Consider the following 25891-nt stretch of genomic DNA (forward strand, 5'->3'; position numbering starts at 1 on the left):
TAATGAAACTAAGTTTAATCATTCCGTTAATACCCACATGCGCATAACCATTTTTTTAACCGTTTTTTTCTGGCTATTTAGCACTACTACAGCTCAAGCGGATAAGTGTGGCAGTACTAGCTGCTTAATAACACAGGTGGTTCCCGATGGCATAGAAATAAGAATACGCCCTAGGTTGCCAACCACTCATGCCTGCTTTATTCGATGGGAAAATTACCACTACACTGAAATTCTAAGATTAGAATCTAAGCCTTACCTTTTAAAAGATAAGTTTGATTTGAGTGGCGTTAGATGGCGATGCGATGATGCGAACACCTGTCCAAACTGGATGAAAGATGCTGGTTTGTGTAAGAACTAGTAAGTCATTATGATAATTTAAGCAACCTACGACTATCTCAATAATATCCGTAGGTTTTGAACCCTCTAAAATATAAGCTTTACCTATTTATTCATTCGCTTAGCTCGTACCCATCGAAAAATTGTAAACACTACTGCTGCACATATTGCCCAAAATAGTATGTGGTAAAAATTGTGATGGGCGCCTTCCCCTAGAAACGTATCAGTATGCGCATTCGCAGTATTCGTAAAAAAGAAAAAAGCGCTCAGTAATATGTAATGTAATCTCATGATTTAATCCCTCAATATTAATGTTAAGTCTTACAAGCTCAGCATGCCTTCCTTTTCGATAAACGAAATTATGTCTGCAAGGCCCTGCTGAGTTTTCATGTTGCTAAATATAAACGGTTTGTCGCCACGCATTTTTTTAGTATCTGCATCCATTACCTCTAGCGATGCACCAACTAAGTCAGCTACGTCTATCTTATTGATGATTAATAAATCCGATTTTGTAATACCCGGCCCACCTTTTCGTGGAATTTTATCGCCCGCAGAAACATCAATAACATAAATGGTTAGGTCAGAAAGTTCTGGGCTGAAAGTAGCACTAAGGTTATCTCCACCGCTTTCTACCAATACAAAATCGAGATCATTATGACGTGCCTGTAACTCGTCTATAGCCGCTAGATTCATTGAGGCATCTTCGCGAATAGCCGTGTGTGGACAGCCACCCGTCTCAACCCCCATTATTCGATCGGCAGCCAATGCGTCATTTTTCGTTAAAAATTCGGCATCTTCTCTGGTGTAAATGTCATTCGTAACAACCGCCATGTTGTACTTGTCTCGTAACGAAAGGCAAAGCTGACGAAGAAGGGCTGTTTTACCTGAACCAACCGGTCCTCCCACACCTATACGCAAAACTTGTTTTTTCATAATTTGTGTATCTCTTCTGGTTTATCTTTTTAATTTAATTTCGTTTCGGTCTTACGACCTGAACAACCGCGAGTATTGACTTTCATGCCACGCACTGGCCATCGTTAAGTGGGGTAGGCTATTACCTATATCGTTGTCACTCACATCATTTGCTCGAGCAATTAGCGCTTCGCAATTATTGCTTAACCTAAACAGGAGGTTCTGTGCTTGAGTCTGCCCCAACGGCACTAGCTTAGTCGCGGCAGCTACTTGATTATCTATATAAGTCCAACAGTAGCCACTTTGGGCCAATAAAAGATCTAAGTTGAAAGTGAAAGCGCACAGCGAATATGCGCTTACGAAACTACAATCTAATCCTTCAAGAAGGCCAGAATAGGGAGTGATATTAAAATCATCTAGTTGATTCATTAGGCGCATTAACGCCTTCCCCATAGCTAAATCAGATAGCAATAACTCATGACTCTCTCTACACGCTACAATATGCTCATTCCAATAGATAAATGCCTTCGTATCACCTACATTAAGCGCCTTATACAAACGATTGATTATAGGAAGGTCGGTCTGAGCGATAGACTCTGCCAAATTCACTTCTATCCAGCTTTCAGTACTCGCGCTGTCGGTAAGCCAACCATTTTCAGTAGCGAACTCTAAGCCTTGTGAAAATGAAAATCCGCCCACCGGTAGATTAGCGCTGCATAACTGTAATAGTCGCTGAAGTTGTAATGGGCTAGTTTGAGGAGCCGGCTTCATTTAATGCTCATGAGAGTGACTATGACCATGATTGTGGCCTGATTTTCCATAAGCTCCACTCTCAGGCTCAAACACAGCAGGTGTTTTATTGATACTTAACCCGTAGTTTTCAACAAGCTCTTCTAAAACATGATCGGGCTTAAAGCGTACCCACCGCTCACCAATTTGTAATGATGTATGGCGATTGCCCAAGTGATAGCAAATTTTCGAGAAGCTCAGCCAATCATCTGCAATAGCTGTAGCCACATCTTCGGCTTTTCCTTTTACAACAATATATTTACCGCATTCAGTTTTCAGTATTTCTCCAACAAGAAGTGGATGTCCTCGCTCTAAAAATACGCCGATATCTATGCCCGTGTCTGTGGTACTTTTAATCCGCGCTTTCTTTCGGGTGTCATGATCAAGGGTAATAGAATCATCAATATTCTCATGAATATGCGATAGACGTGTGTAAGCTAGTAACATTTATTTATTCCTTTAAAACAGACAGTAAAGCTGTGCCAATGGGAGTGTCGTTGCTGGCTCACATGTAAGTAACTCGCCGTTCGCTCGCACCTCATAGGTTTGAGCATCCACTTCAATAGTAGGTTGCCAACTATTGTGGATCATGTCATCTTTGCCTATGTTGCGTGTATTTTTGCAAGCACTTACCATACGTGTCATACCTATTTTATCTGGTACCCCAGCATCCAAAGAAGCTTGAGACATGAACGTCATTGAAGTATTAGCAGATGCCGATCCATGCGCACCAAACATTGGTCTGTAGTAGACGGGTTGAGGAGTGGGTATTGACGCATTCGCATCGCCCATGGGGGCTGCCGCAATAAACCCTGACTTAATTATCATTGCGGGCTTGATACCGAAAAAGGCAGGCTTCCAAAGCACTAAATCTGCGAGTTTCCCTATTTCGATAGAACCTACTTCATGGCTAATGCCGTGGCTAATTGCAGGATTAATTGTATATTTCGCTACATACCGCTTTAATCGAAAGTTATCATTTTTTTCAGTATCCGGCGCTAAGGGGCCACGTTGCTGCTTCATTTTATGTGCAGTTTGCCAAGTGCGCGTAATCATTTCACCCACACGACCCATCGCTTGGGAATCTGAGGCAATCATGCTAATAGCCCCCAAGTCGTGCATGATATCTTCAGCTGCTATGCTTTCTTTACGAATACGAGAGTCAGCAAACGCGATATCTTCAGGTATAGCCGGGTCTAAATGATGACAAACCATTAACATATCAAGGTGTTCATCTATGGTATTAATTGTGTAAGGTCGCGTAGGATTGGTGGATGAAGGTAAGACATTTGATTCACCACAGGCGCGGATAATATCGGGAGAATGACCGCCACCTGCGCCCTCCGTGTGATAAGTATGTATGGTGCGCCCTTTAAACGCACCTAACGTATCTTCAACAAAACCAGACTCATTGAGTGTGTCGGTATGAATTGCTATTTGAACGTCATATCGCTCTGCTACTGATAAACAATTATCGATAGAAGCGGGGGTAGTCCCCCAATCTTCATGCAGCTTCAAGCCACATACGCCTGCTTCTATTTGTTCTTCTAATGCTATAGGTAAACTTGCATTCCCCTTTCCTAAGAAGCCAAAGTTCATAGGAAAATCATTGGTAGCTTGAAGCATTTTATGAATATTCCAAGGCCCAGGGGTGCAAGTGGTAGCGTTGCTACCCGTGGCGGGCCCTGTTCCACCACCAATCATCGTAGTCACTCCCGACATTAGCGCTTCGTCTATTTGTTGTGGGCATATAAAATGAATGTGCGCGTCTATACCACCGGCCGTAACTATCTGCCCTTCGCCTGCAATGATTTCTGTGCCGGGTCCAATTTCAATATCAATATTGTCTTGAACATCTGGGTTACCAGCTTTACCAATAATAGCGATACGGCCATCTTTGATACCAATATCGGCTTTAATAATTCCCCAATGGTCGAGAATAACCACGTTCGTGATTACAAGGTCTGGCGTATCAAAACAGCTTGCTTGGCTTTGCCCCATACCGTCCCGAATTACTTTTCCGCCACCGAATTTCACTTCTTCACCATACTCGGTAAAGTCTTTTTCCACTTCAAGCCATAAGTCCGTATCACCTAAGCGAACACGATCGCCAATAGTGGGACCAAACATATGTGCGTATGAATGTTTATCGATAGTTGCCATTAGCTCAATACCCCTTGTACTTTACCTTGAAATCCAATGACCGTGCGGCTGCCTTGGTAAGGGATCAAAGTTACCTCGCGCTCTTGCCCCGGCTCAAATCGGATAGCAGTACTTGAGGTAATGTCTAAACGGTAGCCTTTGGTGGCTTCCCGATCGAACTTAAGCGCATTGTTCACTTCATAAAAATGATAATGAGAACCTACTTGTATTGGACGATCGCCCGCGTTAGCCACTTTAATCTTAATACAAGGTCTACCCACATTCAGCTCGCGGTCGCCTGAGTCTGTTTTTATTTCTCCGGGAATCATTTGCCTATGCTCCTGTTAAAAATTGAGACTTTTAAATAATAGGGTTATGAATAGTGACTAGCTTTGTGCCATCTGGGAATGTAGCCTCTACCTGAACTTCTGGAATAAGCTCACTTACTCCTTCCATCACCTGCTCTTTGGTGAGTAGAGTGCGGCCATAATCCATCATTTCTGCAACGGTTTTACCGTCTCGCGCGCCCTCGATTATTTCCATCGATATGTAGGCCATTGCTTCAGGGTAATTAAGTTTAACGCCCCGCTTTAGTCGCCTTTCAGCTAACAAAGCCGCAGTAAAGATTAATAACTTATCTCGCTCTCTGGGTAATAAATCCATTCTAAGCTACCTTTTCATTCTATTTTTAAGTAAGCCAAATACGAGGAACATTAGCTTCTTTTTGGATGTAAATTGGCCTGATTGTTTTCCAAATACTGGTAAATATGGCTTTGCACTCTTCGGTATGGTCGCCTAGGTATCGCACTACTAATAGGTCTCTTATGTAAGTTACGCTCACTTTCTGGCTAGGTTTGTCTACGCCATCTGTATGTGCAATTTGTTCTCTTAAGCGCTCTACCAACTGGCTTTTCTCATTCCCATTTATACGTACTTTCGGCGCATGGGCCAACATAGTGGCAAAAACGGAGTGGTTATTGAGGCCCGCAACGTGTGCACGAACATTGTTATTTGGGTTTAGATTAATTCGGTCATGAAAATTAAGTTTACCGTCGATAAACACTCGATTTAGTTGAGTATACCGGCCTTTCTTAAATGGCTGACCAGCGGCGGGTAACCCTAAGGAACTTATATCCCAGCCAATATAATGTGCTTGTGAACTTAACGATAAGTCCAATTGGTTAATTGCGTCTGCGCCTTCATAAACGATAGTTTCGAGTGGAAAGTTTTCACAAACACCCTTGCCTAACACGTTAACGTTACTTATTTGTATTTGCTTACTGTCGCCAATTGCTAAATTGGTTCTTGCTCGGTAAAAGCGATTGGCGCCTGGCGTAGTAATAAGCGCATGCGCTGAATCTTGAATACAAATTTCAATGTTGAGTTCATCACCCGAAACAATCCCTGCGGGAGGGTGAAGCAAGTAAACATGCGCACAATCTTCACCTTCAGGGTAAAATGCCTTCTGAACATTCAAAGGTCCGTGACGGCTAGTTTTAACTAGCTGAGACACATTGCTTTTAATGGCGAATTCTAGGAATAAGCTAGCCAACCACTTATTTTTGAGGCCTTTTACTGCACTGGCCTCATTTACAGAACTTGATGCACCCGATAATTGTTCACTCACAAACTCTTGTTTCATATCATCCATTTCAATACATAAGCTATACGGCTAAATACTTACTAACAAGTTCGTCGTTTAAATCCGGCATATCGCCTGTAGCAATTACCTGACCTTTTTCCATCAATGCAAAGGTTTCACCCACCGCTCTTGCGAAAGGAAGCTTTTGCTCCACTAACACAATAGTTAGCCCTTGCTCTTTATTTAACTTCAACAACACATCCCTAATGAGCTGCACAATATTTGGTTGGATACCTTCGTTAGGTTCATCCAATATCAAAATATCAGGGTTTAACACCAACGCTCGACCTATCGCTAACTGTTGTTGTTGTCCGCCCGACAAGTCCCCCCCTCGTCTGTGCAACATTTCCTTTAAAACAGGGAAGAGTTCAAATATATGCTCAGGTATAGTCTTACTAGTTTGCCTTTTGCAGTTTAAACTTATCTTCAAATTTTCTTCAACGGTTAGCTGAGGAAAAATATGACGCCCCTGGGGTACATAGCCTACACCTATCTCTGGTCGCGACTCTACCGAGGCTTTAGACATATCTTTATTGTTAATAGTGAGCTTGCCAGCGCTTATTGGCAACAGCCCCATAATGACGTTTAGCAACGTTGTTTTGCCAACACCATTTCGGCCCATAATAACGGTTCGAGAACCCTTTTCTATTTTCAGATTCACATCCCAAAGAATTTGAGTACCGCTATATTGTTGATCAATATTCTGTAGTTCTATCATAATGTTAATGCCTTCGCACAGGTTTGATAATGCTTAATGATCAGTTTCTTCGCCTAAATATACTCGAATAACTTCTGGGTTCGACTGGATATCATTCATGGTGCCTTCCGCAAGTACAGAGCCTTGATGCAGCACGGTAACTTGACGAGCAATTGAGCGAACAAACGCCATATCATGCTCGACTACCACCACGGAGCGTTCGCCCGCTAATGATGTTAGAAGTTCAGCGGTGCGTTCAGTTTCTTGCCCCGTCATACCCGCTACTGGCTCATCAACTAATAGCAACTTGGGATCGGCAGCCAATAACATACCTATTTCAAGCCATTGCTTTTGTCCATGGGACAATCGGCCTGCGGGATAATAGGCTTCATTTACTAACCCTATAGTTCGCAAAATGTTATCAATACTGTCTTTTTGCTCTGGGGAAAGTCTATAAAACAAAGATGCCCAAATACCTTTATCACCTGACAGACTCAGTTCAATATTTTCAAATACACTGAGCGCTTCGAAGACGGTGGGCTTTTGAAACTTACGTCCAATACCTGCTCTTGCAATTTCACACTCGTCCATACTGAGTAAATCTATGTTTTGGCCGAAATTAACTTTGCCCGAATCAGGCCGCGTCTTCCCAGTAATAACATCCATTAACGTTGTTTTGCCCGCACCGTTCGCCCCTATTAGGCATCGTAATTCACCTTTATTGATGTAAAGGTTCAAGTTGTTAAGCGCCTTAAAACCATCAAAACTTAGGTTTACATCTTCAACGTATAGAATTACACCATGGCGCGTATCTGGATGCTTACCAACAAGCTGAGGAGTTTTATTAGCAAGCTGAGGACTCTTAGTAGTTTGAGCGGTCATCATTCTAATTCCTTTTTAGTACCTACATGGGAGGGAGCTTCTTCTTTTGAAGTTGTAGGCCCACTATTAAACATTGATAGTTTGTCGAAGATATTAGGTAGCAAGCCTGCTATACCCTTTGGAAGTAAAAGCGTGACCAATACAAATAGTCCTCCGAGGGCGAAAAGCCAGGCTTCTGGCATAATAGCGGTGAATCGTGTCTTCGCGTAACTCACTACAATAGCTCCGATGATCGCACCATAAAGAGTGCAGCGTCCGCCAATCGCAACCCACACCACCATTTCTATTGAGTTGAGCGGAGAAAACTCACCAGGGTTTATAATGCCAACTTGAGGAACATAAAGGGCACCTGCTAAACCGGCTAACATTGCAGAAACGACAAATATCCATACTTTATAATGCTCTGGCTTATACCCTACGAAGCGAACGCGGCTTTCTGCATCTCGCGTAGCGGTAATAACTCTTCCCATTTTTGAAGAAACTATAAAATGACTAATGGCATAACCAATTGCTAATGCAATGGCTGTAGCAACAAATAACCCAAGTTTGGTACTGGGGTTTTGCAAAGAAAAACCGAATATTTCTTTAAAATCGGTTAGTCCGTTATTGCCACCAAATCCCATTTCATTTCTAAAAAATGCCAACATCAGGGCGTATGTCATTGCTTGGGTCATAATAGATAGATACACCCCGCTTACTCGCGATCTAAACGCCAGTGTTCCAAAAATAAAGGCAAGTAACCCAGGCCCTAGAAACACCATCACAACCATCCAAATTGCACTGCTACTTCCTGCCCAATACCAAGGAATTTCTGTCCAATTGAGAAAAACCATGAAATCTGGAAGGTCGGGATTGCCATAAACACCCCTGTCACCAATTTGACGCATAAGATACATGCCCATGGCGTACCCACCGAGTGTAAAAAAGGCGCCGTGCCCCAAGCTAAGCACGCCACAGTAACCCCATACTAGGTCAACGGCTAAGGCCAAAAGTGCATAGCACAAATACTTTCCAAAAAGACTTACTGTGTAGTCACTAACGTGTAACAAAGCACCGTCAGCGAAAACCAGATTACAAAAAGTTACGTAAGCGGTTGATAGAAATAAGACGCTCACCACTACATGAAGGTTGCTCAGCGTTTTAAATTTCTCTTGAAAAACGTTTAATAAATTAGTCATTAGTCTGCGCTCCTACCCTTTTGTGGGAATAAGCCTTTCGGACGTTTTTGGATAAACAATACCAAGCCTACCAGCACGATAATATTTGCCAGCACAGACCCCGTAATAGGTTCAAGAAATTTATTAATTGTACCGAGTGACATAGCCGCAACTAACGTTCCCCACAAGTTGCCTACTCCACCAAATACAACGACTAAAAATGAATCGATAATGTAGGCCTGACCTAGGTTTGGTCCGACGTTGGTCAATTGACTAAGCACTACACCCGCTACACCCGCAATACCCGAACCTAAACCAAAGGTAGCAGCATCTACCCAGTCACTTTTTATACTAAGCGCGCGTGCCATGTCCCTGTTTTGTGATACAGCGCGAACGTGCAAACCTAATGATGATTTTTTAAGGATTAACATCAGTGTAAAAAACACAACGAGCGAAAATATAATGATGTATAGCCGATTGTAGGTTAACGAAAAGACGGGATTTATAACCCAAGATCCCGTCATCCATTCAGGCGCCTGCACCTGTCTATTAAGTGGAGAAAAAACCGTACGCACTAATTGCTGAAGTATTAAAGATACGCCGAACGTAGCTAATAATGTCTCTAACGGGCGCCCTTTTAAGAAGCGAATTACGCCTCGCTCAATTAATACCCCCACAAACCCCGAAACTAAAAAGGCAGCGGGAATAGCCATTAATAGCGAATATTCGATAAGGGACGGAAAAGTAATTTGTATGACATATGTAGTATAAGCGCCCAGCATAATCATTTCGCCGTGCGCCATGTTAATTACACCCATCACGCCAAAAGTAATTGCTAAGCCAATTGCAGCTAACAATAATACTGAGCCTAAACTTAATCCAAAAAATACATTTTCAATAAATCCGTAGCGGCTGCGCTTTGCGTCTATATTTTTAATGACTTCATTGAGCGCCGCAGCTAGTTCTGCTTCTTGCGCATTGCGCTGACTTTGTGGCAATTCCCTTAATATATTTGCCATGGTATTTCGCACTTCAGGCTGCAGACTACTTTCTAAATCACTAACAGCAACTAGTTTGGCTTGATGCTCACCCGTTTTTAGCTGGTTTAATGAAAGCACCACATTCATTAATTCTGACACTTCTGGGTCTTCTTCTTTATCAAGCCGTAGCGTGATAGCGTCTAACCCCATCGTGGACGGATTGTCGAGTAACTGCTTTACGGCTTGTAGACGTACATCCTTATTAGGGGAATTTAAGTCTAGTACAGCGATAGCACTTCGGATTAAACCCCGCAGTCGGTTGTTTGTGCGTACCTTTCTAATTTTCGACTTTTTAACCGATGCGAGTTCTGAGTCATGCAATACATCAGTTAGTTCGTACTCTTTACCTACCTTTATAGCGGCAACAAGCAGCCTATTTGATTTGATATAGTACAAGTCACCGTTCAACACTAGTGACAATATTTCTCGGGTTTTTGGGTGAGGAACTTGGCTAATTTCTGTTACCAAAGATTCCATTTGGTTCAACTTCGCGCTTGGCAATTTAGCTGCGAGTGAATAAAGTGCAGCGTCATTCTCATTGCTAGGTTGAACGGTCTGAACATCTGCTGTTTGTGCATATACAGGTGCTTTACACAAGCATATTAAGCAGATGAATAACCAACTAACCCACCGGGTGTGCGTTCGAATCATCTTATATTCCTCTTATACAAAGCTTAATGCACAACGTTTAAGCCGCTTCTAGATGCTCTTGTACTAACAGTGGTAAATACACTCTATTTAAAGTACGTTTGGGATTCAGGCTCTTAACGTCATGGAGGCTGGCTACTTGTATGTCAGTAGCCAGGCTTCTCCACTCTCTTTAAAACTTCTAACCCGAACACTTACCCGTAGTTACATCAAAATTTCCACAACGAAGTGGTGCAGTCCAGTCCGACATGAGGTTTTTTGAACTCGGAAGAAAGTCTGACCACGCATCACCAATCACTGTATCTGGTGTTTCCCAAACCACTTCAAATTGACCATCTTCTTGAATTTCGCCTATTAGCACGGGCTTCGATAGGTGATGGTTTGCATTCATAACTGCGATGCTTCCTGTGAGATTAGGCACTGCGATACCGATCATCGCTTGCTCTACTTCGTCTACATCTGTAGTGCCTGCTTTTTCTACCGCTTTTACCCACATTTTGAAGCCAATATAAGTTGCTTCCATTGGGTCATTGGTTACACGTTCATCATCACCAATGTAGCTTTGCCAACTTTCGATAAATTCATCATTTTCATCTGATTCAACACTTTGGAAGTAATTCCAAGCAGCAAGATGTCCAACAAGAGGCGCTGCATCAAAGCCCGAAAGCTCTTCTTCACCTACAGAGAATGCCACCACTGGAATATCTTCTGCAGAAATGCCTTGGTTGCCTAATTCTTTGTAAAATGGAATGTTCGCATCGCCGTTAATTGTAGAAACCACAGCAGTCTTCTTGCCTGTTGAGCCGAACTTTTTGATCTCAGAAACAATACCTTGCCAGTCAGAATGACCAAATGGGGTGTAGTTAATAAGAATGTCTTCGTCTTTAACGCCTTTCGCATTCAGATACTCTTTTAATATCTTGTTTGTCGTGCGTGGGTATACATAATCAGTTCCTGCTAGAACCCAACGAGTAGCACCGATATCATTCATTAAATAATCTACCGCTGGTATAGCTTGCTGGTTAGGCGCTGCGCCTGTGTAGAACACATTCTTCGAAGACTCTTCCCCTTCGTATTGCACAGGGTAGAACAACAAGCCGTTGAGCTCTTCAATTACGGGCAATACGGATTTTCTTGACACTGACGTCCAGCAACCGAAAATCACATCGACCTTTTCCTGTGCCAGTAACTCCCGAGTTTTTTCTGCAAACAGCGGCCAGTTTGACGCGGGGTCAACTACCACAGCTTCTAGCTTTTTACCCAGGATACCGCCCGCTTTATTCTGTTCTTCAATCATCATCAACACTGTGTCTTTCAATGTTGTTTCTGATATTGCCATGGTGCCCGACAGCGAATGTAGTACACCTACTTTAATAGTATCTGCCGCTAACACGATTTGAGAGCAAAATGTACTAACTATAATTGTGCTGGCGAGGGCGATCTTTTTAAATTTCATTTGAGTATTCCTTTTATCAATGTGATTGAATTAGCTTAGAAAGTAACTAGTGCTTCAAGGGCCATAAGGTCTACATCTACCCCATTTTGTTCACCCATTCGGTATTCAAATACCACCCATAGGTTTTTGGTAAAGGTATAGCTTGGTGCAATCGTGATAGCGCTGCCATCTTCTACTTCTGCGCCACTTGCATCATCGATTGCATAGTCGTGATAACGTAAAGTAATAGCAAAATCGTTCATTGCGTAATTGCCCATGATTAAGTAACCAGAGGCTTCTGAATCGATGCCATAGCGATAGGCATAAGCTGGAGCGTTTTCTGAAGTGTTATATTCAACGGCAAGGGTGAGAGAGCCTTCTATATACGCGGCCCACAAATTTACCAGTGTGGTAGTTTCATCTGTTCCGTCGAGCTTGTCGCTTGAATAAAAAGCTTTTGCAATTGTGGCTTCAGTGGGCGTAACTGCTAACATTGCTTCAAACGCAGGATGATCTGTATCCCTGTTCTCACCTTCTAAGTCCCCTAAATCGTTAACCAATGACAAGGCAACTTGGTAGCCATTTCCCTTGTAAAAACCTGAAACTCCCTGCTGATAACCACCGTAAAAGTATGCGGCATAGCCAGTTCCTGAGTACTGATAGAGACCCGTTGGTTCTTCCGTTTCCCAACCTGTATAACTAAGAAAACGTCCTGCTTTTACACTAAAATTTTCTGATACTGCGTAGGAAATAAAAGCTTGTTCAATGTCGACTTCCTCTCCAGTTCCGTTGTCTTGGTATTCCAAGTCAACTTGCGCTGAAAACTTACTGTCAAAACTATAAAGAAAATCTATTTCGAATTGATCTAAACCGGATGACTGTTCGGTGCCAACTCCTTCAACGTCAACTGACGACCACGACATATCAATAAAGCCAGTAACCGAAAGACTGTCAGTTAATTTAAATTTATCGTCCGCGTGCGCCGTACCTGTGAGACTCAAAGCGATAAATCCAACGGCCGCGGCCGGTTTTAATGTTTGGGCTAGTTTCATTTGCATTCCTTTATTAAAGTAATCAGCACATGGTCAGTGAGCTCTATTTATTGTGTTTATTTCCAACACGTTCATTATGAGTTTTGAATGCAATGAAAAGAATGCGCAAAAGCACGCAACCACCTACGTATAAATACGCATGGTTAAGTGGTTTAACTTATGTAAGATGGGAAGATCTAAACAACGAAAGTTCGTTGATAAATAATGTATTTCTTTGTAATAACTCAAAAAAACGTAGCACTTTAAAATGCAATCTAATCAAAAAATAATTCCGACCCGACGCAGTTACAATAAACTTGTTGCGAATGAAATGATGGAAGATTTCGCTTTGCGTTTTACCGCGAAGAAAGCTCGAAAGTGGTCTTTGAATAAGGTTGCAGGAACTGCCCTCGGGATTGTTTCTTTTCTCGTACTAGAAGCTATTGGTGGTGCCGCCACAATTAATTTTGGGTTCATTAACGTGGCATGGGCAATCTTGTCAGTGGTGTTTGTTGTATTTTTGACCGGCACGCCTATCAGTTACTACGCGGCAAAATACGGCGTCGATATAGACCTGTTAACCAGAGGGGCCGGATTTGGTTACATAGGCTCTACTATAACCTCACTAATTTACGCCTCTTTTACGTTCATTTTTTTCGCACTTGAAGCAGCTATCATGGCGATGGCCTTGCACATCCTATTTGGCATATCTTTGGAAATCGGGTATGTGATTAGTGCATTAATAGTACTTCCATTAGTTACGCATGGGGTTAGTTATATAAGCCGATTTCAGGTTTGGTCTCAACCTATTTGGGTAATACTTCAGTTAGTGCCTCTCTTTTTCGTATTTCAGCATCCTGACAGCAATTTCAAAGACTGGATTGCTTTTACTGGAATTGGCGAAAATGAAACCGAGGCAGGCAATTTCAACTTACTTCTATTCGGAAGTGCTTCAGCTATATTACTTTCCTTAGTTGCGCAAATTGGTGAGCAGGTAGACTTTCTGAGATTTCTACCGGAAAGACCCAAAGCTGGCAGATTTAAATGGTGGTTTGCTTTGATAGCTGCCGGCCCTGGTTGGATTCTTTTTGGCGCATTAAAGTTATTTTTAGGGTCTTTTCTAGCGTACTTTGCACTTACTCAAGGCATGGATATTGACTTAGCCGACGATCCTGCACACATGTATAACCTTGCTTTTAGCTTAGTTTTTGACAACCCGACTATAAGCCTTATCTTTGCCTGTAGTTTTGTGGTTATTTCCCAGTTAAAAATTAACGTCGCCAATGCATATGCAGGCTCATTAGCGTGGTCTAACTTTTTCTCTCGTGTAACTCGCACTCATCCCGGCCGAGTGGTATGGACCATGTTCAATGTAGTAATCGCATTGTTGTTAATGGAGTTAGGCATATACCAAACGATAGAGACCATGTTATCCGTTTATTCTGTATTGGTATTGTCATGGCTAAGTTCTGTCGTAGCTGATTTAATTATAAACAAACCGCTAGGTATTAGCCCTAAACACATTGAATTTAAACGTTCTCATCTATACGACATTAACCCTGTGGGGATTGGCGCAATGTTCGTGTCTTCTTTCATCGGTATAACGGGCCATTACGGCTGGTATGGTGAAACAACTCAAGCTCTCGCCTCATACGCTGCCTTTTTCTTACCTTTTATCTTGGTTCCTGTCATTGGAACGCTCACCGGTGGTAAATACTATTTGGTTGATAATAAAGTAGCTATTACACAAGCCAGCTGTGTATGTTGCATATGTGAAAATGAATTTGAGCAGGAGGATATAACTTTTTGTCCAGCCTATAGTGGGGTCATCTGCTCGCTATGCTGTTCATTAGATGTAAAGTGTGGAGATATATGTAGGCCAGAAGCTACGCTCTCCACACAATCCCAAGTGTTTTTTCACCGCTTTTTAAGTATCGACCTCCTTAAAACCTTAACTACCCCTATGTCACAATTTATAGCGCTAACATTTGCGCTAAGTTGTGTTAGTGCCAGCATATTATATTTAGTTTACCTTCAAGTACCTTCTACCTCAGATGCAAATGTACTCTTTGCAGATATGCTAATTAAAATATTTTTCTTACTCTCTATTATTATCGGTGTTCTAAGTTGGCTATTTATTTTAGCGAGAAGTGCTAACAGAATAGCCCTTAAGGAACTTCGTTCCCAAGCGTCAGCTTTGGCCGATGAAATAGGAGCCCATGAAGTAACGTCCATTGCGCTTGAAAAAGCAAAGAATGCTGCAGAGGCTGCAAATGAAGCCAAGAGCCGGTATTTAGCGGGATTGAGCCATGAGCTACGTACTCCATTAAATGTGATGCTAGGCTATTCACAGCTTTTAGGTAAAGACGGTAGTTTAAGTGAAAAACAACGGGACACTATGGGCATCATGCGAAGAAATGGGGAGCACCTCGCCAACTTGATTGAAGGCCTGTTGGAAATATCAAAAATAGAAGCTGGCCGCCTAACACTTCACCGTGATGAATTTAATATTAGAGCCATACTGAAACAACTCATCGATATGTTTGAATTGCAGGCAAGTAAGAAAGGTCTCAATTTTCACACTAACATCAGTACAAAGCTTCCCGATGTAGTGGTTGGCGATAAGCAAAGACTTAGGCAAATATTGATTAATTTAATATCTAACGCTATCAAATACACAGAGACCGGTAACGTTAGATTCGATGTTCAATATAGAAATGAAGTCGCGATCTTTGTTGTTGTAGACACTGGTTCCGGTATAAGCGAAGCACATAAAGAAACCATTTTTCAGCCCTTTGAGCAAATTAGAAATACACATACACAGGCGATTGGTGGCACTGGGTTAGGATTAACGATATCTCGCTCATTAACTGAATTGATGGGCGGCGAACTAAGCTTTAAAAGTTTACTAGGGAAAGGTTCAACATTTACTTTGCGCTTAATGCTTCCACGCATTATTCAACATCAAACCACGCCGGAAAATCATAGCCAACAAGTTTGTGCATACTCAGGCACGCGTAAAACTATATTAGTGATAGACAATGAGCCTCATCAACAGCAGTTGCTTAAAGATGTATTAACTCCACTTGGTTTTAATGTATTGCTAGCGGAAAATGAGAAGGAAGCGTTCTCTCAATTAGAAAATCACCACATTGACTTAGTTACATTAGATGTAAAATTATCTAACTCGAGTGGATGGGATTTGCTGTCAACACTAAGAATAGATAGTTGGTTGATGCCAGTACTCATGGTTTCAGCCAACGCTCGCGAGTTAGAGCACCATACGGCCCAAACCCAACTGCATAACGGGTATATTTCAAAGCCGTTTAATTTAGACTCTCTATTCAATCAAATTGGGCAGTTGTTAGAGCTTAATTGGGAATATTCCCCCAATGAAACCACAAGCATAACGCAGACAAAAAAACAGCTACGAACGCCCGTCACATCAGACCACTACAGAGAATTGATTACATTAGCTGAAATTGGGTATCTATCTGGGTTTAATAGCAAGCTAACGGAAATAGAAACCCATCATTATTTTTCGCCTGATGTAGAGTCAAATATAAAGCAACATATTTCCCAATGTAACTTTCCAGAAATAATCAGATATTTAGGTGAGTGTATTCATGAATAATATCAGTGATGTCGTGCTAGTTGTCGATGACTCCCCCGAGTCGCTGGGGATGTTAAATGTCGCATTAAATACCCAAGGTTTCACCGCGCTTGTAGCTTTAAACGGTATTCAAGCTTTGGCTATTGTTGAGAAAGTTAAACCCGACGTTGTACTTCTCGATGCCGTTATGCCTGAAATGGATGGTTTTGAAACCTGTAAGAGACTGAAGAAGATACTCCCTAACACCCCAATTATATTTATGACAGGGTTAACTGAAATAGACGATGTAGTAAAAGGTTTCGATGCAGGAGGGATTGATTACGTCACCAAACCTATTTCCCCTGATGAAGTCATCGCTCGAATAAAAACCCACATACAAACAGCGAAGCTCGCCTTGAGTGCACAAAGTGCGCTTGATAGGACGGGCAGCAATACTTTTTGTGTAAGCCCTGAAGGCCGCTTGTCTTGGGCAACTCCAAATGTTCATCAGTTTATCGAAAAAATATGTGGCAAGGACACTAGCCCGTGGGCGAGTATCTCAACAAAGCTTGCTCCTTGGCTTCAAAGTAGCGACTTGAAAGAGTCGGCTATATTGACAATAAACTGCTTTTTATCCCCTTTGCCCATTCAATATTTAGGTATTCAAGATTCCTATCACTTACTTAAAGTTGTAGAACCTTCGACGAGCAAAACATCTACATACTTACAAGAAAATTTACCTATCACCAAACGCGAATCTGAAGTTCTCTACTGGATTTCTTTTGGTAAAACGAGTTGGGAAATATCTCAAATTCTTGATATTAGTCCTCGGACAGCAAATAAACATCTTGAACAGATATACAAAAAGCTTGGAGTAGACAATAAAACCTCTGCCGCAGCTATCGCCCTGAGGCTTTTAGAACGTTAGAAATATACTTAAATGAAGAAATAAATTTACGTTAAATCTATCCACCTTAACTACATTTTCAACTGCCCATACCCCCCAATTCACTATTTTCGAACTTGCCAGCAATGATATGTTATATTATAACAATATTAACCTTAAATATTTTGAGCGAATTCCGATGAAGAGTAATAAACTCCCCGTTACTGTGCTGTCAGGTTTCTTAGGTGCAGGTAAAACAACTGTCCTTAGTCATATTCTTAATAACCGTGAAGGCAAACGCGTGGCGGTTATCGTTAACGACATGAGCGAGGTTAATATTGACGCTTCTATCGTTAAAAGTGATGTGTCGCTGAATCACAGTGAAGAAAAGTTGGTTGAGATGAGTAACGGCTGCATATGCTGCACGTTGCGGGAAGATTTGCTTCTAGAGGTTAACCGCCTAGCGACAGATGGCAGTTTTGACTACTTGCTTATTGAGTCTACCGGTATATCAGAGCCCCTTCCCGTGGCAGAGACCTTCACCTTTGCCGATGAAGACGGTGTGTCGTTATCAGATATTGCTAGTTTAGATACCATGGTGACAGTGGTTGATGCGGTCAACTTCAGTAAAGACTACGAAGAAGCCAAGTATTTACAAGAAACCGGTGAATCCCTTGGTGAAGAGGACGAGCGCAGTGTCGCTGATTTGCTCGTAGATCAAGTTGAATTTGCCGATGTTATCCTAGTCAGCAAAACTGATTTGGTAGACGAGGAACATGTTGCTAATTTAACCGCTATTTTGAAAAGCTTAAATACATCGGCAAAAATTATTCCTATAAATAAAGGCAATATCGATATTGATGAGGTGCTTGGCACACAACTATTCAATTTCGAGAAAGCCCAGCTTGCCCCAGGCTGGCTTAAAGAAATGCGGGGGGAACACACGCCAGAAACTGAAGAGTATGGCATTAGTAGTTTTAGCTATCATGCACGCCGTCCTTTCCACCCGCAAAAGTTTTATAACTTTTTGCATACCACCGAAAACTACGGAAAGTTACTACGCTCCAAAGGTTACTTTTGGTTAGCCTCGCGGCCTGAGTGTGCGGGACAATGGAGCCAAGCCGGTGGTATTGCTCATTATGGTTATGGTGGTATGTTTTGGAAAGCTCTGCCAAAGTCAGAATGGCCTGAAGATGAAGAATATTTGGCCTCAATAGAAAAGCAATGGATGGAACCTTTCGGCGACATGCGCCAAGAGTTAGTCTTTATTGGGCAAAACCTTGATGAAGCCACAATTACCAAAACCTTGGATACTTGCTTACTAGACGATGAAAGCCTTATAAAGGGGGTGGATTATTGGCGAACCCTTCCCGATCCATTTCCTCGTTGGGAGGGTTTATAATGGCACAAGCGCTAGCTGCTAACCCCTTAACCGAAAGCCCCCCGACTACTGATAAGCGCATTAAAAAGTCGAGTACGTCGGTAGAGCCTATTGTGCTTACCGATATCTATAACGACGAGTGTAATATTGCGATTTGGCAACGCCACTTAGACGATACCTTTTTAACCTCGTTAGCTACCTTCGTAAAAGGTGGCGGCAAGCTTACTGCTGCAAGACAATTAAGTTCCGATTCAGCCGAAGCCTATATTCGCACCTTAGCCGACGGCCAACCTTTTGCGCCCCAATTACATACCTATATAGCCGAGCTCGTCGACATGTTTATCTGCTTGTTTGAGGCTAATACCATTGGTTTTAGGTTATCAACATTAGACAAGGCCATGTGCCCTCGTTTTCATGTTGATAGAGTATCTTGCCGTTTAGTGACCACCTTTGTTGGACCGGGCAGCCAGTGGCTAGAACACGATAACACCGACCGCACAATGCTAGGCCACAAAAGCGGCGCATTAACCGATGACCATTCGGGTTTATATCGTACAGCACAAGATATACAAACCTTGGAAACGGGTGATGTCGCAATTCTAAAGGGAGAGTTGTGGCAAGGTAATGAGAACGCTGGAATAGTGCATCGTTCACCGCCGGTATCAAGCAGCCAACCGCGTGTTGTGATGACATTAGATTTGATTGATTAATTGATTGAGAGCACGCCAGCTAATTGTGTTCCTGCTTAGGTGACAAGTGAGTTGGCTTAATAGCAATACGCTAAGCCAACTGACTAAAAGCACATACCGTTTGCGCTATTAAGCTAGCTCAGGAACACTGCATTTGTATTGCTTGTAGATATCGAACTCACTAGCTGGCACTGGCTTTTGGAACAAATACCCCTGCCCATATTGGCAGTTTAGCTTCTGTAGCATTGCGTAACACATATCAGTTTCAATGCCTTCGGCCACCACCTCCATATCCAGTTCATGCCCCATGGCGATAATGGTACTGGCAATGGTGTTATTTGCAGGCATAAAGCTCTTGTCTATTTTTAATACATCAAAAGGTAAATTCTTAAGATAGCTTAGGCACGAATACCCCGTACCAAAGTCATCGAGTAACAGTTGCACACCCAGCTCAGATAACCTGTACAGCGATGCAACGCAGGCTTGCTCTTCCATAATGGCAATATTCTCGGTTACCTCAATATGTATACACTCTGCGGGCAACGATAAGCTAGCCAGAATATCTGCGAGCCTTTGCGCGAAATGCTGATCTTTAAGCTGATGTGATGACACATTAATTGCCATTGCATGATGCGTAGCGCCTGCATCATGCCATGCTTTGCATTGTTCACAGGCTTGTTGTAATACCCAATTTCCTATATCAATAATTTGTCCCGAATGCTCGGCAATAGGAATAAACTCATCGGGACCAATGGCTTCGTTATCTGGGTTAGTCCATCTTAATAGCGCTTCACTCCCAACTGTCACGCCATCCTCAAGCCTAACAATCGGTTGATAAACTAAGCTAAACTCATTGTTAGCAATAGCATGATGAAGCTGACTTACCAGTTTTAGTTTGCGGTTTTGTTTAATGGCCGATAATTTATCGAATGCTTGATACTGATTCTTGCCCGCCTCTTTAGCTTGGTACATTGCCGTATCGGCATGCTTTAGCAGCAATGAGGAATTAGCGCCGTTTTGTGGGTAGCAGGCTACACCAATACTCGCAGTGATATAGTAGTCGTTATTGCCAAGCTGCACAGATTTACTGATAGTGTCTAATATTCTATGGGCAATGAAATCAATGGTTTCAATTGATTCAAAACAGTCTGTTACCGCCACAAATTCATCACCACCAAAACGAACCACCACATCGGTAGCGCGAATTGCATCTGAAATTCGCTGCGCCATAGTGATTAAAAGCGTGTCGCCTAACGCGTGGCCTAAGCTATCGTTAATGTCTTTAAAGTGGTCAAGATCGATAAACATCACCGCGAAGGGCAAATTACTGCGCTCCGACATATTAATGGCTTTGTCTACAGTATGTTCAAGCAAGTTTCTGTTCGGCAAGCCCGTTAACGCGTCGGTATGCGCCATTTGTTTATTTCGTTTCTCGCTTTCAGCTAGGGCTTTCATCGCCTCTTCCCTGCTGGTAAGCCCCGATGACACAGCCCGAGAAATAAATGCAGCAAATAACAAAACCACTATTGATGACAAAATAATAATAGAGAGGGTAATGTTAGCCACGAAATTTACCGTTTTCTCGACGGGTATCTCAAAGTCAGAAGAGTTTGTTCTAAAATCCCTAAGCGATTTTACTATCTGGTCTTGTAGTGTTTGTTGACTAACATTACCCGCTTCATAATCGGCCAGCGCAGCCAATGAACTATTAGCACTTTGAACGTCACGAGTACAAATATCAATAACCGACTCTGTGCCAATAATTTTCATGATAAAACGCTCTGTATTACCAATCATCGACAAACAATCTAAAGGCTGCTCCCGAATGTTGAGAATGGTTTGACGAATATCATCTAATTTCACAGGGTGCGCGTCTGAAAAAAGTTCTGCGGGCGCAGAAATTTGTTCGCTTAATTCAGACGTGTATTTAAAGTGCCTAACATTTAATTGATGAAAGAAATTACTGTGATTTAGGGTAAAAAAACACCAGACGAGAATTAGCGCAAAGACGAAAAATGTAAACGTTAAAACAGGTAACGCCTTCCTTATGCCACTGTTCTTCACATCCATTGTTCAGGTTGCTCTTTTTATATGTGCTCGCTGCAAGCAAGTCACTGTTACATGTATGTACGCTAGCGGCGAACGATTATTTTTCAGAGTTATACTATTGAATTTATAGCAGGTAATCGTGTTTAAGCAAACGTACAGTAAGTTTTAAAAATTTTGTCTTATAGCAAATATCTAATTCTAGTTACGTAGGGTATGCAAACAAAGACCAGTACCCATATTTACCTTTCCTTTTTAACCAAAAAAAGCGCTGAAGATTAACTCAGCGCTCTTTGTCAAAGCTATTTAGCTTTCTAGGTTTTTGCTATCCGGTGCGATTGAAAGCGAACTAATACCCGAACTAACAACACAAGGTAGCCATCAGAATTTCATTGTTAAAAACGATGTTGTTTACGGCATTAATGACCACTATCAGTTGTGGAAGTACATGTTAGAAAACGACACGGTCGAATTACTTGGACAATTACCCGAAACTGTAGATTACATTACCGATGTAAACGACAATGCCATACTAATAACACTTAGAGTGGCAGCAAGAAAAGACGTAGTAGAGTTATCAATAGAGTAAGTGAAAAATTCAAAAACTTATCGCAATTAGCTTATTTGGAACTCCAAAAATTGAGTGAGAGTCGTACCGTTTCGACTAAACCCGATTAGACTTTCCCCTACACAAAATTAAGGAATTAAAATTAAGTGAGCGAGACGTAAACCTGGGCACATTCAATGTGCCTATATTGCGTGCTAGAGCCTATCAAATGTTTTTGTTTATATAAAAGAAAAAGCCCCTACAAGGGGCTTTCTCCATAAAAAATAAATTAAAACGCAGGCGGTTTTACGTCCTGACGAACTTTACTAATAACCATAAGCACCTCCAGTTTTAGAGACCCACAACTTTCAATATAAACGATGCGGGAAATAGGGTTAAGGATAATATCACGCTACGGGGGCAAATCAAATTAATGCTAATCAATTTGCACGCCTTTTGACTTAAGGTAGTCAACAAACTCTATACGGTCAAGTATGGGCTTTAGATCTTCACCCAAATCGGCCTGAATATAACTAATTGATTTTTCCTTTGATTCTATTGAGAATACTTTATCCAAGTCTGAAATAATAATTTCCGTGGGTTTTTTTAGTAAAGCAGCATAACAGGCTCGATTATAAAATAGTAGGGCGATCGCTTTGTCGCTCTGCTGTACAGCCCTGTCTATTAAATTATACGCTTGTTCGATATCACCTCTGCGTTTAACAATATAAGCCTTTTTCCAAAGCATACTAACGTCATCGGGCACTGCGGCTAAAAACTCTTCAAGAAAAACAAGTGCTCTGTCATAATCTTCCGAGCTAAACAGCACCCCACACCTAGTTTTCAACATTTCTACGTATGAAGTTTCTGACTTTTCTAAAGCTTTTTCGGCTTTTCTATCTGCTCCTTGGGCTTTTGCTTGTGTATCTTCCCACATCTTATTAGATACCCTAGAAGCAAAAGAGTGTGCGATAAACCCAGCGGCACTGCAAAAACCTATAAAAACAAAAAATTGATGATGCTCTGGAGACAAGTTTTTTAATAGTGTACTGCCAATCATCTGCAAAAAAAGAGGAACCATAAATACTGCTAGCACACCCGTTATCATATGCGAGATAATATGCTCTGTAACAGAATCCTCCTCACTGCAGTCTTTTAACCAAGACAAGGCTCCGCCCATTAACCCTATCACCAACATCACTATCCATATAGAATGTACGTAATGAGCGCTTGTCAGTATAGCTTCCGCCTGACTTACATCTTCCAATGACATTGTCCTCATTCAAAAATTATTTACATGATAAATCAGATAACAACCTACCTCAAAGTAACAGTCGAATACTTTTTCGAAAGTAATGCTGTGCGATGAAGATACTCTTCTAAACTTCCGAAGCTTGCTTTGCTAATTTCCATTTTATATCAATAGATTCATCATCCGGCAACTTCTGCCCAAAATTTTATGCCGGCTGAAATTTCACTTACCCAATTAATTTAATATGCATTTTAATATAAATAGCACTCAGAGCCAGCTAATACCATATTGTTGCGAGAGGGAAAGGTTATTGAGTCGCAGCAGTAAACTATGTGTGATATTGGAATATCATAAAAGAAGATTAAGGAAATGATGTGAAATTAACCGTGATAAAGAACGTATTTCAGTTAGTCTCAGAAGGTTTATAAGGCTCTAGAAAGCAGGGCTATTCTTACATCATACCGAGCGAACTATCACCAATCAGATCTTTTGATTATTTTTAGTAAGTTACAAGGTCAACAATGCATGCACTGTTGGCTACATTACGCATCTATATGAGCAAGAAGACAAACATAAAACATCTAAAGTTACGTGGTAATATCTGGATATATCAACGCAGCCCCCCTGAGCACTTAATAAACCAGTGCCCTGACTAGTCGGTCATTCACGTTAGCCATGATACTGCTGCACGTGCCGGGCTAGAAGAAACGAGACATCCTCAATGAACAACCAAAGTCCAAAGCGCTCATTTTAGTGAAGTAGCCCGAGACATGAGACGTGGCCAAAAGAACTACCCTGAAGAATGTGATTTAGGTATCTATCCCGAAAAGCGAGAACTATCCACCAAAGAAGAAGTAGCTAAGATACGAGGCCACTCTTGGGAAAACCTATTTACAGCTTGCTGGTGGACTTAGACATCTACTCAGGCGTTAGTATCAGCGATGCTATGCAACCTAAAGAAGAAGCATGTTGTTGTCGATGACGGAGTCATTTCGATAAACATTGAGAAAGGTAAAACGATGGCAGCAACAAGCACTATACCTCTACCTGATGCAATAGGTGAAAGGTTTTTAGCTCATATCGAGGACAAGGAAGATAACGACTTTGCTATTGGAAGCAAGACAGCTAGCCGAACATTCTCAAACTTTAAGGTAAAGCCTTTGACTAACGACAAGCTCAAAGGCTTTCACTCGTTCAGGCACATGCACATAACAGAGGTGGAACGTGCTGGTGTAGAGGAGAATATCACTGCTCAGATAGTTGGTCATGAGCGAGGAAAGACGATGTCTTACGGGTATTACTCGAAAGGTCATGAATTAATTAAACTAAAGAACGCTGTAGATAAAGCAATCAACTGTGTATAATCCCGCGCCACGTCATTCGGCTTGTAAAATTTGTTAACAATAGTGTAAGTTAGTTAGTGATCGATAAATTCAAGGATGAGTATTTACAATGTAAATGGCTCAGTTGATACCTTTTTAAGTTTCAGGATTGAGCACATTCAGGAGAATCACTTTCCTGAGCACGACATTTTGGTCTATTACGGACCTATCGAGTTTTGGTCCAAGAATCCGTTTCGTCACCAGCTTGAGGGGTGTGCGTCTGATGAGGATAAGAAAGACAGATTACTCATAATTTTACAGACTGGTGGAGGCTCTGCTGAGACAGTAGAAAAGATGGTTGAAATGTCTCGGAATTTTTACGATTGCGTTGACTTTCTTGTTCCTGACGTAGCGATGTCCGCGGGAACGATTTGGTGTATGTCTGGCGATAAGATATATATGGATTATTCCTCATCACTCGGTCCGATAGACCCTCAAGTTCAAAATAATGAGGGGAAATGGGTACCTGCGCTCGGTTATTTGGACAAGTGCAATGAGTTAATTCAAAAGAGCATCGGACAGCCTCTCAGTAATGCAGAATTGGTCATGCTAAATAGCTTAGATCTAGCCTCATTAAGGCATTATGAACAAGCGCGAGATTTATCAACATCACTTCTAAAGAAGTGGTTAGTTGAGTTTAAGTTTAAAGACTGGAAAGAGCACCGTACTTCCCCAGATAAAATCGGACAAGAAGTTACAGAGGATGAGAAAAAAGCCAGAGCAGAAGAAATAGCTACTATACTCAGTAATAATAATAGATGGCATAGCCACAGCAGAATGATAAGTCTAAAAACCTTACAAGAAGAGTTGAGGCTAGAAATTGATGATTATACAGATGATAGAGAGTTAAGAGAGTCTGTAAATTTATTGCACGATTTTTGCACTGATTATTTACATAAAATGGGCAAAGCCGTTTTAGTCGGTTCCAAGCATAGCGTTATTTAGTAGGAAGATTTAATTATGAGTGATTTAGCATTAGAACTTGAAAAGCTAATTGAAGAAAAAAAGCAACAAAGCAACGATGTTCGTCAACAACTAGATTTTCTAAAGAAAGCGCAAGATAGTGGATTAATTAAAAAGCCAGAATTCAATCTTGCCAGTGTCGTTAACGTCGCCACTGCCATGTAAGTATAAGTTCGGCTTAGCGAAGAACGCCTCTTTAAGGGGCGTTTTTTATAAAAAATTTTCTCACTTAATCGACAATGATAAAGCCTTAACTTCCCCCTATTGGGTACCTCTGCGCACTACAAGAACGCTGTAAAGAAAATCGTCAAGCCAGTCGCAACGTTCATCTTGACCAAACACGAAGACAACGTAGACGTTCTGCTGGCCGCTCTTCAAACCGAACGACAAACTTAAAGATTACTGAAGCACACCAAAGATTGAAGGCTACAAGACAGGCCTA

General features: G+C 41.7%; 24 protein-coding genes. 9 read left to right on the forward strand and 15 right to left on the reverse strand.

Going from position 1 to position 25891, the window contains the following annotated elements; genetic code table 11:
• Positions 1–657: 657 nt before the first annotated feature.
• The 13 genes from ureG to AMBT_RS20270 form a co-directional block, all read right to left on the reverse strand.
• Positions 658–1269, reverse strand: a complete 612-nt coding sequence (gene ureG, locus AMBT_RS20210; RefSeq protein ID WP_013786524.1) for an urease accessory protein UreG — start codon at positions 1267–1269, stop codon at positions 658–660.
• A gap of 51 nt (positions 1270–1320) precedes the next feature.
• The gene (locus tag AMBT_RS20215; protein WP_013786525.1) at positions 1321–2019 is read right to left on the reverse strand and encodes an urease accessory protein UreF; all 699 of its coding nucleotides are present in this window, start codon (positions 2017–2019) and stop codon (positions 1321–1323) included.
• On the reverse strand, positions 2020–2484 hold the full coding sequence (gene ureE, locus AMBT_RS20220) for an urease accessory protein UreE (RefSeq protein WP_013786526.1): 465 nt from the start codon (positions 2482–2484) through the stop codon (positions 2020–2022).
• 12 nt (positions 2485–2496) lie between these two features.
• Positions 2497–4200, reverse strand: coding sequence for an urease subunit alpha (ureC, locus tag AMBT_RS20225; RefSeq protein ID WP_013786527.1), 1704 nt, complete (start codon positions 4198–4200; stop codon positions 2497–2499).
• A complete protein-coding gene (locus AMBT_RS20230) occupies positions 4200–4508 on the reverse strand; it encodes an urease subunit beta (RefSeq protein ID WP_013786528.1) in 309 nt (102 codons plus the stop codon). The genes ureC and AMBT_RS20230 overlap by 1 nt, the downstream gene beginning before the upstream one ends.
• A gap of 31 nt (positions 4509–4539) precedes the next feature.
• Positions 4540–4842 carry an urease subunit gamma gene (locus tag AMBT_RS20235; RefSeq protein ID WP_012519284.1) on the reverse strand — a complete coding sequence of 101 codons (303 nt, stop codon included), beginning with the start codon at positions 4840–4842 and terminating at the stop codon, positions 4540–4542.
• Between the two features lie 25 nt (positions 4843–4867).
• Positions 4868–5821 carry an urease accessory protein UreD gene (locus tag AMBT_RS20240; RefSeq protein ID WP_126873993.1) on the reverse strand — a complete coding sequence of 318 codons (954 nt, stop codon included), beginning with the start codon at positions 5819–5821 and terminating at the stop codon, positions 4868–4870.
• 22 nt (positions 5822–5843) lie between these two features.
• Positions 5844–6539: an urea ABC transporter ATP-binding subunit UrtE gene (gene urtE, locus AMBT_RS20245; RefSeq protein WP_013786530.1), complete on the reverse strand. Its 696-nt coding sequence runs from the start codon at positions 6537–6539 to the stop codon at positions 5844–5846.
• A 33-nt stretch (positions 6540–6572) separates the two neighbouring features.
• Positions 6573–7400: an urea ABC transporter ATP-binding protein UrtD gene (urtD, locus tag AMBT_RS20250; RefSeq protein ID WP_013786531.1), complete on the reverse strand. Its 828-nt coding sequence runs from the start codon at positions 7398–7400 to the stop codon at positions 6573–6575.
• Positions 7400–8578 (reverse strand): urea ABC transporter permease subunit UrtC, encoded by a 1179-nt coding sequence (gene urtC, locus AMBT_RS20255; RefSeq protein WP_013786532.1) that lies wholly within the window; start codon positions 8576–8578, stop codon positions 7400–7402. The genes urtD and urtC overlap by 1 nt, the downstream gene beginning before the upstream one ends.
• Positions 8578–10248, reverse strand: coding sequence for an urea ABC transporter permease subunit UrtB (urtB, locus tag AMBT_RS20260; RefSeq protein WP_013786533.1), 1671 nt, complete (start codon positions 10246–10248; stop codon positions 8578–8580). The genes urtC and urtB overlap by 1 nt, the downstream gene beginning before the upstream one ends.
• Before the next feature lie 178 nt (positions 10249–10426).
• Positions 10427–11701, reverse strand: coding sequence for an urea ABC transporter substrate-binding protein (urtA, locus tag AMBT_RS20265; RefSeq protein WP_013786534.1), 1275 nt, complete (start codon positions 11699–11701; stop codon positions 10427–10429).
• A gap of 35 nt (positions 11702–11736) precedes the next feature.
• Positions 11737–12732: an outer membrane beta-barrel protein gene (locus AMBT_RS20270; RefSeq protein WP_012519291.1), complete on the reverse strand. Its 996-nt coding sequence runs from the start codon at positions 12730–12732 to the stop codon at positions 11737–11739.
• A gap of 247 nt (positions 12733–12979) precedes the next feature.
• Here AMBT_RS20270 and AMBT_RS20275 point away from each other — a divergent pair, with 247 nt between their 5' ends.
• The 4 genes from AMBT_RS20275 to AMBT_RS20290 all read left to right on the forward strand — a co-directional run bounded on the left by AMBT_RS20275 (position 12980) and on the right by AMBT_RS20290 (position 19280).
• Positions 12980–16345, forward strand: a complete 3366-nt coding sequence (locus tag AMBT_RS20275; protein ID WP_013786535.1) for a hybrid sensor histidine kinase/response regulator — start codon at positions 12980–12982, stop codon at positions 16343–16345.
• On the forward strand, positions 16338–17231 hold the full coding sequence (locus tag AMBT_RS20280) for a response regulator transcription factor (protein ID WP_013786536.1): 894 nt from the start codon (positions 16338–16340) through the stop codon (positions 17229–17231). Before AMBT_RS20275 ends, AMBT_RS20280 begins: the two co-directional genes overlap by 8 nt.
• A gap of 157 nt (positions 17232–17388) precedes the next feature.
• A complete protein-coding gene (gene zigA, locus AMBT_RS20285) occupies positions 17389–18591 on the forward strand; it encodes a zinc metallochaperone GTPase ZigA (protein WP_041453178.1) in 1203 nt (400 codons plus the stop codon).
• Positions 18591–19280, forward strand: coding sequence for a DUF1826 domain-containing protein (locus tag AMBT_RS20290; RefSeq protein ID WP_013786538.1), 690 nt, complete (start codon positions 18591–18593; stop codon positions 19278–19280). Before zigA ends, AMBT_RS20290 begins: the two co-directional genes overlap by 1 nt.
• 108 nt (positions 19281–19388) lie before the next feature.
• On the opposite strand, the gene AMBT_RS20295 is transcribed toward AMBT_RS20290, so the two are convergent.
• The gene (locus AMBT_RS20295) at positions 19389–21122 is read right to left on the reverse strand and encodes a putative bifunctional diguanylate cyclase/phosphodiesterase (protein ID WP_158306779.1); all 1734 of its coding nucleotides are present in this window, start codon (positions 21120–21122) and stop codon (positions 19389–19391) included.
• A 505-nt stretch (positions 21123–21627) separates the two neighbouring features.
• Between AMBT_RS20295 and AMBT_RS20300 the strand changes: the two genes are divergently transcribed.
• Entirely contained in the window at positions 21628–21894 is a 267-nt protein-coding gene (locus AMBT_RS20300; protein ID WP_013786540.1) for a hypothetical protein, read from the forward strand.
• 394 nt (positions 21895–22288) lie between these two features.
• Here the strand turns inward: AMBT_RS20300 and AMBT_RS20305 are convergent, their stop codons facing one another.
• Complete coding sequence (locus AMBT_RS20305; protein ID WP_013786541.1) at positions 22289–23119, reverse strand: YEATS-associated helix-containing protein; 831 nt, start codon at positions 23117–23119, stop codon at positions 22289–22291.
• A 755-nt stretch (positions 23120–23874) separates the two neighbouring features.
• On the opposite strand from AMBT_RS20305, the gene AMBT_RS22645 reads away from it, so the two are divergent.
• The 4 genes from AMBT_RS22645 to AMBT_RS22650 all read left to right on the forward strand — a co-directional run bounded on the left by AMBT_RS22645 (position 23875) and on the right by AMBT_RS22650 (position 25614).
• Entirely contained in the window at positions 23875–24018 is a 144-nt protein-coding gene (locus AMBT_RS22645; RefSeq protein ID WP_013786542.1) for a hypothetical protein, read from the forward strand.
• Positions 24019–24045: 27 nt separating this feature from the next.
• Positions 24046–24468 carry a tyrosine-type recombinase/integrase gene (locus AMBT_RS20310; RefSeq protein ID WP_013786543.1) on the forward strand — a complete coding sequence of 141 codons (423 nt, stop codon included), beginning with the start codon at positions 24046–24048 and terminating at the stop codon, positions 24466–24468.
• A 75-nt stretch (positions 24469–24543) separates the two neighbouring features.
• Positions 24544–25431 carry an SDH family Clp fold serine proteinase gene (locus tag AMBT_RS20315; RefSeq protein ID WP_013786544.1) on the forward strand — a complete coding sequence of 296 codons (888 nt, stop codon included), beginning with the start codon at positions 24544–24546 and terminating at the stop codon, positions 25429–25431.
• Positions 25432–25446: 15 nt separating this feature from the next.
• Positions 25447–25614: a hypothetical protein gene (locus AMBT_RS22650; protein ID WP_013786545.1), complete on the forward strand. Its 168-nt coding sequence runs from the start codon at positions 25447–25449 to the stop codon at positions 25612–25614.
• Positions 25615–25891: the final 277 nt, after the last annotated feature.

Source organism: Alteromonas naphthalenivorans (assembly GCF_000213655.1).
Classification (GTDB): Bacteria; Pseudomonadota; Gammaproteobacteria; order Enterobacterales; family Alteromonadaceae; genus Alteromonas; species Alteromonas naphthalenivorans.

Excerpts from the sequence above, each read along its gene's own strand:
- urtB (WP_013786533.1), bottom strand. The coding sequence starts at position 10,248 with ATGATTCGAACGCACACCCGGTGGGTTAGTTGGTTATTCATCTGCTTA.
- urtD (WP_013786531.1), bottom strand. The coding sequence starts at position 7,400 with ATGACCGCTCAAACTACTAAGAGTCCTCAGCTTGCTAATAAAACTCCT.
- AMBT_RS22645 (WP_013786542.1), top strand. The coding sequence starts at position 23,875 with ATGAGACGTGGCCAAAAGAACTACCCTGAAGAATGTGATTTAGGTATC.
- AMBT_RS20230 (WP_013786528.1), bottom strand. The coding sequence starts at position 4,508 with ATGATTCCCGGAGAAATAAAAACAGACTCAGGCGACCGCGAGCTGAAT.
- AMBT_RS20235 (WP_012519284.1), bottom strand. The coding sequence starts at position 4,842 with ATGGATTTATTACCCAGAGAGCGAGATAAGTTATTAATCTTTACTGCG.
- AMBT_RS20240 (WP_126873993.1), bottom strand. The coding sequence starts at position 5,821 with ATGAAACAAGAGTTTGTGAGTGAACAATTATCGGGTGCATCAAGTTCT.
- urtE (WP_013786530.1), bottom strand. The coding sequence starts at position 6,539 with ATGATAGAACTACAGAATATTGATCAACAATATAGCGGTACTCAAATT.
- ureC (WP_013786527.1), bottom strand. The coding sequence starts at position 4,200 with ATGGCAACTATCGATAAACATTCATACGCACATATGTTTGGTCCCACT.
- ureE (WP_013786526.1), bottom strand. The coding sequence starts at position 2,484 with ATGTTACTAGCTTACACACGTCTATCGCATATTCATGAGAATATTGAT.
- AMBT_RS20215 (WP_013786525.1), bottom strand. The coding sequence starts at position 2,019 with ATGAAGCCGGCTCCTCAAACTAGCCCATTACAACTTCAGCGACTATTA.
- AMBT_RS20310 (WP_013786543.1), top strand. The coding sequence starts at position 24,046 with ATGCTATGCAACCTAAAGAAGAAGCATGTTGTTGTCGATGACGGAGTC.
- AMBT_RS20275 (WP_013786535.1), top strand. The coding sequence starts at position 12,980 with ATGCAATCTAATCAAAAAATAATTCCGACCCGACGCAGTTACAATAAA.
- urtA (WP_013786534.1), bottom strand. The coding sequence starts at position 11,701 with ATGAAATTTAAAAAGATCGCCCTCGCCAGCACAATTATAGTTAGTACA.
- AMBT_RS20280 (WP_013786536.1), top strand. The coding sequence starts at position 16,338 with ATGAATAATATCAGTGATGTCGTGCTAGTTGTCGATGACTCCCCCGAG.
- urtC (WP_013786532.1), bottom strand. The coding sequence starts at position 8,578 with ATGACTAATTTATTAAACGTTTTTCAAGAGAAATTTAAAACGCTGAGC.
- zigA (WP_041453178.1), top strand. The coding sequence starts at position 17,389 with ATGAAGAGTAATAAACTCCCCGTTACTGTGCTGTCAGGTTTCTTAGGT.
- ureG (WP_013786524.1), bottom strand. The coding sequence starts at position 1,269 with ATGAAAAAACAAGTTTTGCGTATAGGTGTGGGAGGACCGGTTGGTTCA.
- AMBT_RS20290 (WP_013786538.1), top strand. The coding sequence starts at position 18,591 with ATGGCACAAGCGCTAGCTGCTAACCCCTTAACCGAAAGCCCCCCGACT.
- AMBT_RS20315 (WP_013786544.1), top strand. The coding sequence starts at position 24,544 with ATGAGTATTTACAATGTAAATGGCTCAGTTGATACCTTTTTAAGTTTC.
- AMBT_RS22650 (WP_013786545.1), top strand. The coding sequence starts at position 25,447 with ATGAGTGATTTAGCATTAGAACTTGAAAAGCTAATTGAAGAAAAAAAG.
- AMBT_RS20270 (WP_012519291.1), bottom strand. The coding sequence starts at position 12,732 with ATGAAACTAGCCCAAACATTAAAACCGGCCGCGGCCGTTGGATTTATC.